The 2,183-nt window shown below is 53.8% G+C and carries 3 protein-coding genes; 1 reads left to right on the top strand and 2 read right to left on the bottom strand.

The annotated features are described in order from the left end of the window. On the bottom strand, positions 1-639 hold a 639-nt coding region (locus AC2VLY_RS05755; protein WP_486921921.1), incomplete at its 3' end, for a LysR family transcriptional regulator. A 116-nt stretch (positions 640-755) separates the two neighbouring features. Between AC2VLY_RS05755 and AC2VLY_RS05750 the strand changes: the two genes are divergently transcribed. After that, complete coding sequence (locus AC2VLY_RS05750; protein ID WP_193650426.1) at positions 756-1,622, top strand: pirin family protein; 867 nt, start codon at positions 756-758, stop codon at positions 1,620-1,622. 3 nt (positions 1,623-1,625) lie between these two features. On the opposite strand, the gene AC2VLY_RS05745 is transcribed toward AC2VLY_RS05750, so the two are convergent. Next, positions 1,626-2,183, bottom strand: a 558-nt coding sequence (locus AC2VLY_RS05745; protein ID WP_486893462.1) for a TMEM175 family protein, incomplete at its 5' end; no start/stop codon positions are given.

Genomic DNA, 2,183 nt, shown 5'->3' with positions numbered 1-2,183 from the left:
GACGACGGCATTTTGCGGTCCGGACAACTCCCAATGATGATTTTGCTGGAGGCTTCCCAGACCCATGCTCGGTAATTTTACCAGATCGTCGGGTTGCCGGATGCGTCCTGGCTGAAGCCCCAGGGTGGGGCTGGCCACCAGGCATTGACTGCGCTCGGCCAGAATGCGCTGGATGAGTTCACTATCAGGCAATGGCGGTGGTCTGACCCGGATGGCGACATCCACGCCTTCACCCAGTAAATCTACCCGCCGGTTGCTGGCTTCGAGCAGTAAGGTGACCCGAGGATACTGCGCCATGAAATCCGCGAGCATGGTGCTGACCTGCAAATGCAGCAGGGCTACCGGACAGGTGAGCCGCAATACGCCTGCGGGTTCCGCCCTGACGGAATCAATGGCCTCCTGAGCCCCTTCGGCTTCCACCAGCATGGCTTTACAGTGGGTATAGTAGATTTGCCCGATTTCCGTCACGGTGAAATGGCGCGTAGAGCGTTGGATCAGGCGTACACCCAGGCGCTCTTCCAGCCCGGCGACGCGCCGGCTGAGTTTGGATTTCGGCAGGTTGATGGCACGTGCCGCCGGAGCGAAACCGCCATGCTCTACTGCCTGGACATAATAATAGAGGTCGTTCAGGTCTTCCATGGATGCATTGTCCTATATATGAGACGCTGACAAGCGAATTTGGCCACTACTCATGTTTTGGATCAATATCTATATTAACAGCGTAGCCAGTATGGACGCTTTTCAAGGAGATCGGCATGAAAAAAGTATTGGGTATTTATGATGCACCGCCTTCCCATTGGGTCGGAGATGGCTTTCCGGTCAGTTCGATGCTTTCTTATCATCAACACGGCAAAATGTTGAGTCCTTTTCTGCTGCTGGATCATGCCGGGCCTATGCATTTTACTCCCAGCCAACAGCCGCGTGGCGTAGGTACCCATCCCCATCGGGGTTTTGAGACGGTCACCATTGTTTATAAGGGCGAGGTCGCCCACAAGGATTCAACCGGTCGTGGTGGAATAATCGGCCCCGGCGATGTGCAGTGGATGACTGCGGGCTCAGGAATTTTGCATGAGGAATTCCATTCGCCAGCCTTCACGGCAGCCGGGGGCGAGCTGGAGATGGTGCAGCTCTGGGTGAATCTTCCGGCGCGAAACAAAATGACGACGCCTGCTTATCAGACCATTGTGGATGGAGATATTCCGCAAGTAGCTTTGCCGGAACAGGCTGGATCATTACGGGTGATTGCGGGTGAATATGCCGGAGAAAAAGGCCCGGCCCATACTTTTTCGCCGCTACAGGTCTGGGATATTCGCCTGCAGGCCGGGGGGCGCAGTCAATGGACACTGCCCGAAGGATGGAATGTGGCGCTGGTGCTGTTGCAAGGAGAATTGACGGTGAACGGTGAAAATGTGCTAAGGGCCGCGCAGATGCTGGTGCTGGATGCTGCGGCCCGGGATTTTTCCATTGAAGCCCACAGTGATGCGGTGCTTTTGCTGCTCAGTGGCGAACCGCTGGATGAGCCTATTGTCGGATATGGCCCGTTTGTCATGAACACGGAAGCGGAAATTCAACAGGCCATTGCAGATTTCAGAAGTGGCCGGTTTGGGCAGATGGAACAATGATGATCATTCTTTGCTGTCGACAAGAAGATTTTCGATGCGGCGATCTGGAATCAACCATAAAAAGGCGAGTCCCAGATAAATAAGTTTGGCGCCTGTGGGTGACCATTGAGCGGAAATAATGCCTATGAAATAGAAGATGGGCGAGACCTTTCCTTTCCAGTCCCGACCAATGGCGCGCCGCAGGGTCGGTGCTCCGGCTGCGATAATGCGCTGCTGAAGGATGAAATAGGCAATGGCAGCCATGAAAAGGACCACGCCGTATAATTCTGTAGGTGCTGTGGCGAAATGGTTTTCACCCATCCAGCTGGTGACGAAGGGAAAAAGTGATAACCAGAACAGCAGATGCAAATTGGCCCAGAGAATGCTGCCGGTGATTTTCCCACTGGCTTGCAGCATGTTGTGATGGTTGTTCCAGTAAATACCGACGTAAATGAAGCTCATTATGTAGCTGAGAAATACGGGCAGCACGGGTAAAAGTGCTGCCATATTTTCCCCGTGAGGGACCTTCATTTCGATGACCATGATGGTGATGATGATGGCAATGACACCATCACTGAAGGC

Source organism: Acidithiobacillus sp. TH-A36 (genome assembly GCF_057473445.1).
Note: the sequence above shows the minus strand (reverse complement) of the source record. Positions and strands in the feature narration are given on the sequence as shown.

Bases quoted from the DNA above. Each gene is read 5' to 3' on its own strand.
- AC2VLY_RS05750 (WP_193650426.1), top strand. From the start codon at position 756: ATGAAAAAAGTATTGGGTATTTATGATGCACCGCCTTCCCATTGGGTC.